General features: G+C 57.4%; 6 protein-coding genes and 1 pseudogene. 2 read left to right on the forward strand and 5 right to left on the reverse strand.

Annotation, left to right across the window (positions count from 1 at the left end; genetic code table 11):
- Positions 1-8: 8 nt before the first annotated feature.
- A complete protein-coding gene (locus tag ACK59X_RS00960) occupies positions 9-878 on the reverse strand; it encodes a hypothetical protein (protein ID WP_409954582.1) in 870 nt (289 codons plus the stop codon).
- Positions 879-1,810: 932 nt separating this feature from the next.
- Between ACK59X_RS00960 and ACK59X_RS00965 the strand changes: the two genes are divergently transcribed.
- Positions 1,811-2,266, forward strand: coding sequence for a hypothetical protein (locus ACK59X_RS00965; protein ID WP_409954583.1), 456 nt, complete (start codon positions 1,811-1,813; stop codon positions 2,264-2,266).
- Positions 2,267-2,289: 23 nt separating this feature from the next.
- Here the strand turns inward: ACK59X_RS00965 and ACK59X_RS00970 are convergent, their stop codons facing one another.
- A complete protein-coding gene (locus ACK59X_RS00970) occupies positions 2,290-2,433 on the reverse strand; it encodes a hypothetical protein (RefSeq protein WP_409954584.1) in 144 nt (47 codons plus the stop codon).
- Between the two features lie 284 nt (positions 2,434-2,717).
- Between ACK59X_RS00970 and ACK59X_RS00975 the strand changes: the two are divergent.
- A pseudogene (locus ACK59X_RS00975) lies at positions 2,718-2,843 on the forward strand (LysR family transcriptional regulator); the annotation flags it as partial.
- Positions 2,844-3,193: 350 nt separating this feature from the next.
- Here the strand turns inward: ACK59X_RS00975 and ACK59X_RS00980 are convergent.
- From ACK59X_RS00980 to cysW, 3 genes are all read right to left on the reverse strand, one after another.
- Positions 3,194-3,730, reverse strand: a complete 537-nt coding sequence (locus tag ACK59X_RS00980; RefSeq protein ID WP_409954587.1) for a disulfide bond formation protein B — start codon at positions 3,728-3,730, stop codon at positions 3,194-3,196.
- Positions 3,731-3,909: 179 nt separating this feature from the next.
- Positions 3,910-5,034, reverse strand: a complete 1,125-nt coding sequence (locus ACK59X_RS00985) for a sulfate/molybdate ABC transporter ATP-binding protein (protein ID WP_409954585.1) — start codon at positions 5,032-5,034, stop codon at positions 3,910-3,912.
- Between the two features lie 13 nt (positions 5,035-5,047).
- On the reverse strand, positions 5,048-5,935 hold the full coding sequence (gene cysW / locus ACK59X_RS00990) for a sulfate ABC transporter permease subunit CysW (protein ID WP_409954586.1): 888 nt from the start codon (positions 5,933-5,935) through the stop codon (positions 5,048-5,050).
- Positions 5,936-6,000: the final 65 nt, after the last annotated feature.

Consider the following 6,000-nt stretch of genomic DNA (forward strand, 5'->3'; position numbering starts at 1 on the left):
TTCTTGTCTTATGCATTTTGCCACTTCCGCATGTGCTTAGGATCGCGTGAGCGCTCTATTAAATTTGCAATATCGCTTGAGCCTGATGATTTAGCCAAGATCCAGCATCCAAAGGCCGCCGAGCGTAGCGGCTTCTCCGGATCGAAGCGCACGATGGGCCAGTCCTCTATGAGCAAGATATTAAGGTTAGCATCTGGCTTCTCATATGGAATGCCGGTATCCAATTGGTAGGCATGAGTAAAGCTAGCATCACAAAGAGTTCGCAGTTGCTCCATAGGCTTGCCACGAGCTGAAATTGATGCGACCACTGAGCCTTGAACTTGAGCCATGGGACGGCGCAGGCGAAGCGCGTTCTCCGAGTGGCGTTGAAGTTCTTGATTAACTTGGGCGAGTTCTTGCATAACAACATTTGGAGCCACCGTGTCTAGCTCGTGTTTGCTTCTGAGGGTTGCTAGGCGCAAGGCGAAAGCGAACTTTTCCGAATGCCGGCGCTTGTTCTCTTTGAGAGCCCCTAGATCACCGCGAGGGCTGGCATCACTGGCTGCGTACCGACGTACTGTTTGCCACGCTCTACGTGGATCAGCAACTTCATCAAAATTCCCCATTACCCACTGTGGGACAACCGCATCTTCGGCGACGATAGCTAGGAGCCTTGTTTGGGGCGGGAGCGCGAGTCTTGCAGCTGTGATGCGAGCAAGCAGTCTGGTGGTTGCCTCGTGTTTTCTTACCGAGACGACTGCCGTGAGCTTGCCTTCTCCTCCGATAAGAATATCTGGACCTGAGAGAAGCATGGGGTGATCCGGACGCCCGACCACGTAAAAGGCGCGACCAAGCTCGCGCTGAAGTGTCGATACAACGCCTTTTAGACTCGTCGCCATGTGCTCCAAACGCCTTTCTGCGGCAGACAATAGACTGTACGGAATATAAGCGCCGATCCTAAGGAAGGGGCTGTCGTCAAGTCCTGCAAGTGTAGCGTTGTTTGAGGGTTAAGGTGTAGAAAATTTTCTACATTCCCCAGATTTAGTTGTGGAAAATATCCTTCCATGCACTATGGACTGGGCTTCCCAACTGGGGCGACAGTAAGAGAGGTTGTAGGCCAGTCACTGGCCTGTTGCCCGGCCCAGTCGACTTACGCATCGACAACTCAATATTTGATGCGCGGCCTAGAGGCTAGCCGATCACTAGGCGTTAGCGCAGTGATGTTTCTGAGAGAGGTCTGTCGTTTTAAACCTCCTTTCGCAACAAATTTTGGCTCGTTTGCCTACACTACGTTAAGCATCATTCGTCGCCATAGTAGAGTCTAAAGTGGAGTGGAACTGCACGATTGCACTTTTTTATCGAACTGCTCAGCGCAGCACACTAAATAGCATGACATGACCGTTTAAATTTATCCTGGATACCTCTATATTGGTATTCTTTATGAATCCAAGTATTAAGGATCCAAGCTTTATAAAACTTCGGTCTCAATAATTAATTCGAGAAAATTTTACATTACGAGATTAACAAAAACTCCAGCAAAGAAAATTAATAGTGTAGCGAATGTAGTTTAGTCAATTTTTTAAAAATCGAAATAGGAGCACCATGAAAAAACAGCTTTCACCTGCTGGTATAAGGCACTATGCTCAGCCTATTGGTACAAGTCCGATTTGCGCGGTTTTTTAGGACTGTGCCTCTCAAATCCTGCCGTTTTAAACTACTTCAACTGGGAAAACTACAAGCGGCAGATTGCCTCTGATGTGGTCGATTTTCTTGTCGCCAACCCAAAAACCATCTTGGTGATCTCACAAAAATTCGCTACGAGTTGTGCAAGTTGACTGATTTTTCCCATCTTAAGCGCCTTGATGATGGTCCTGCCAAGGTTGAAAAAGCGCGCAATGCCGTTAATCAACTGAAGCAGCTTGTGGAGCCGCATCAAGATATTAAGCGCGAACAGGATGAAATCAAAAAACGGCAAGAAGAAGCTGCAAAAAAACTTCGCAAAAACAAAGCCGTTCGCCAAAAACTTGAATCAATTAAAGATAAATATATGGCACTAATCAGCTCAATCGACCCACAGGGGCGTAAGTTTGAGCTGGAAAGAATTATGTACGAACTCTTCGATCTTTTTGACTTGGATCCAAAGGCTTCTTTTAAAAACCTCGGAGAACAGTTGGACGGTGCTTTCCCCCTTGATGGCACAGAATATCTATTTGAAGCAAAATGGCACAAAGAACTTTTTAACAAGGCTTCGCTGGCAGCATTCACTGATAAAGTCGAACAAAACTAGAAAACACGCTTGGAATATTTCTTTCAATCAATGGATTTTCTCAAGATGGTGTCACAGCCCATCAAGCAGGCGGCGCCTCCATTCTTCTTATGGACGGCGGCGACCTGATGGCTGTTTTTGAGGAGCGCATCGACTTTGTGAGCTTCCTTCTTGGGAAGAAGCGTCATGCAGCTCAAAAAGGTAATATATTTTTTCTTACTACCAAATGGTTTCTGGCACCTGAATGGAATTTCAAGTGCACACTAGTACCGACAATGACTTCGCAATTTAAATAGTTGTTTCGCCTTCGGTTGGGTTAGCCTTACCTTGCTTGCCCGCTCAAGGCCGGTTGCCACAGCAGAGATAAGGTCAAAAGTGAATATTTTGCAAGCAAAAAATCGCCTTATCTACATATATTGACGCCGCTTCTTCACGCCTGAATTTCGCATCGCCTTCGCGCTTTAAAATCCCCATGGACCTCCGCCGCCTAACCTATTTCGTAGCCGTAGCGGAAGAACGCCACCTCGGCCGCGCTGCCGAGCGCCTGCACCTGTCCCAACCCCCGCTCACCCGACAGATCAAGGCCCTGGAGGCCGAAGTCGGCGCCCAGCTCTTCGAGCGCACGCCCCGCGGCATGGTGCTGACCCATGCGGGTGAAACCCTGCTGCGCGATGCGCGGGCCATCTTCGGCATGGTGGACCAGGCGGCGGACCGGGCGCACCGGGCGGCGCGCGGCAAGCTGGGGCGGCTGGATGTGGGGGTGTATGGCTCGGCGATCTTCGGCATCGTGCCCAACATCTTGGCGCGCTTCTCGCGCGAGAACCCGGATGTGGAGATTGCGCTGCACCACGCGCAGACGCCGCAGCGGGGTCTGCGTTGCGCGAACCGCTCGCAAAAAAACAAAAGGCGCTCCGAGGAGCGCCTTTTGCATGGGTACAGACAGAATACTCAGGCCATCGAGTACCCCGCCCCACCCCGACGCCCGCCCTTGAGGTGGCGCGCCAGCAGCACCAGCATCACGATGCCGAAGCCCACGAAGCAGATGAAAGACCAGTTGGCAATCGAGCCACCCAGAAACGTCCAGTCGATGGCCGCACAGTCGCCCGAGCCGCGGAAGATCATGGGGATGGCGCGGCTGATGGGGTAGTTCTCGATCATGCCGTAGAAGTCGCGGCCGCAGGTGGCGACCTCGGGCGGGTACCACTGCAGCCAGCTCTGGCGCGCGGCGACGAAGGCGCCGAAGCCGGCGATGAGCACGGCGATGCCGGCCAGCGACATCCACCAGCCCCGAGTGTTGCGCGCGGCGGCCAGGCCCGTGAAGACGGCCACGCCGATCAGCGCATAGCGCTGCACGATGCACATGGGGCATGGCTCCAGCCCCACCACATGCTGCAGGTACATGCCGAAGGCCAGCATGGCCACACAGGCCAGGCTGATCAGCCCGAGGATGCGGCGGGGCGCCGTATCGATCCAGTTCAACAACACCATCATTCTTATCCTTGTTGCATGCGGATTGGCCTTCGACCGCCTAACGTCGTTGGGTGGCCTTGCCGTGCTACAGCACTGTCTGCGGCCACCCGCCTAGTTATCCGGCCAAAGGCCAATCCGCTGAAGCCCCGACACCCGGTCTGCCCCGGGTGCCCAGAAGGGCCACAAGGCAAGCGTCAGATGTTGGCGGCGTGGTCCAGAAAAACCTTGGCGCGGCGCGGTGTCACCACCAGCGTCTCGCCTTCCTTGAAACCCATTTCCTTGAACTGCTGCGCGGGGATCTGTGCCTCGATCAGCGTCTCGGAAGTCGAATTGTCCGCTGGTTTGTGATCGTCGGACGGAATAAGTTCCAGCCGCGCGATGGGGCCGACCACGATGGCACGGCTCAACTGCGCCACGATGCCGGTGGGGCGGCCCGAGGCGTCGACGCCCACGCCCGGCGAGTAGCGCTGCACGTCGAGGTCGTGCGGGCGCACATAGGCGAAAGCCTTGGTGTTCTGCGCATCGGCGTGTTCGGGCGAAGCGATCTGCATCCCGTCGAGGTGCACCAGGCCCTCGTGGGCGCGGCCCTGGAACAGGTTCACGTCGCCCAAAAAGCCGTAGACGAAGGGGCTGGCCGGGTGGTCCCAGACCTGCTGGGGCGAGCCGCTTTGCTCGATGCGGCCCTGGTTGATCACCACCACGCGGTCGGCCACTTCCAGGGCCTCTTCCTGGTCGTGGGTCACGAAGATGCTGGTGACGTGCAGTTCGTCGTGCAGGCGGCGCAGCCAGCGGCGCAGTTCCTTGCGCACCTTGGCGTCCAGCGCGCCAAAGGGCTCGTCGAGCAGCAGCACCTTGGGCTCCACCGCCAGGGCGCGGGCCAGCGCAATGCGCTGGCGCTGGCCGCCCGACAACTGCGAGGGGTAGCGCTCGGCCAGCCAGTCGAGCTGCACCAGCTTGAGCAGGTCGGTGACCTTCTTCTTGATCTGGGCCTCGCTCGGGCGCTCGCTGCGCGGCTTGACGCGCAGGCCGAAGGCCACGTTCTCGAACACGGTCATGTGGCGGAACAGCGCGTAGTGCTGGAACACGAAGCCCACGTTGCGCTCACGCACGTGCACGTCGGTCGTGTCCTCGCCCGAGAAGTGGATGGTGCCCACGTCGGCCGTCTCCAGGCCGGCGATGATGCGCAAGAGCGTGGTCTTGCCGCAGCCCGAGGGGCCGAGCAACGCGATCAGCTCGCCCGAGGCGATGTCCAGGCTTACGTCGCGCAGCGCATGGAAGTCGCCGAACTGCTTGCTGACGTTGCGAATTTCGATACTCATGTTTTTTCTTCCTTCAGCCAGCTGTGCCAGGCGCAGGGCGTTCGGGCGGCAGCTCGGCTGCGGCCTTCATCTCCTGCTCGTTGCGCCATTCGGCAATCGACTTGATGACCAGGGTGACCAGCGCCAGCAGCGCCAGCAGCGAGGCGGCTGCGAACGCGGCGACGGATTGGTACTCGTTGTAGAGAATCTCCACATGCAGCGGGATGGTGTTGGTCTGGCCGCGGATGTGGCCCGAGACCACCGACACCGCGCCGAACTCGCCCATGGCACGCGCATTGCACAGAATCACCCCGTACAGCAGGCCCCACTTGATGTTGGGCAGCGTGACGTACCAGAAGGTCTGCCAGCCGGTGGCGCCGAGCACGATGGCGGCCTGCTCCTCGTCGTTGCCCTGGGCCTGCATCAGCGGGATCAGCTCGCGCGCGATGAAGGGAAAGGTCACGAACACGGTGGCCAGCACGATGCCGGGCACGGCAAAGATGATCTTGATGTCGTGCGCCTGCAGCCAGGGGCCGAACCAGCCCTGCGCGCCGAACATCAGCACGTAGACCAGGCCGGCCACCACGGGCGAGACCGAGAACGGCAGGTCCACCAGCGTGGTGAGGAAGGCCTTGCCCTTGAACTCGTACTTGGCGATGCACCAGGCCGCCGCCACGCCGAACACCAGGTTCAGCGGCACGTCGATGAGCGCCGTGATCAGCGTGAGCTTGATGGCCGACCAGGCATCGGGCTCGCGCAGGCCTTCGAGGTAGGCGCCAAAGCCCTTGCGCAGCGCCTCGGCGAACACCGCGGCCAGCGGCAGCACCAGGAACAGCAGCATGAACAGCAGAGCCACCGTGATCAGGGTGTAGCGCACCCAGGCCGACTCGGTGGTGGAGACGCGCTTGCGGGAGAGATCCATGGCGCTCATGTTTCGTCATGCCGGGCTTGACCCCGCATCCATTCGCGATCGACAGGGGCCTGCGT

Source organism: Acidovorax sp., from assembly GCF_046339755.1.
Taxonomy (GTDB): domain Bacteria; phylum Pseudomonadota; class Gammaproteobacteria; order Burkholderiales; family Burkholderiaceae_C; genus Acidovorax.

Excerpts from the sequence above, each read along its gene's own strand:
- ACK59X_RS00960 (WP_409954582.1), bottom strand. The coding sequence starts at position 878 with ATGGCGACGAGTCTAAAAGGCGTTGTATCGACACTTCAGCGCGAGCTT.
- ACK59X_RS00970 (WP_409954584.1), bottom strand. The coding sequence starts at position 2,433 with ATGACGCTTCTTCCCAAGAAGGAAGCTCACAAAGTCGATGCGCTCCTC.
- ACK59X_RS00985 (WP_409954585.1), bottom strand. The coding sequence starts at position 5,034 with ATGAGTATCGAAATTCGCAACGTCAGCAAGCAGTTCGGCGACTTCCAT.
- cysW (WP_409954586.1), bottom strand. The coding sequence starts at position 5,935 with ATGGATCTCTCCCGCAAGCGCGTCTCCACCACCGAGTCGGCCTGGGTG.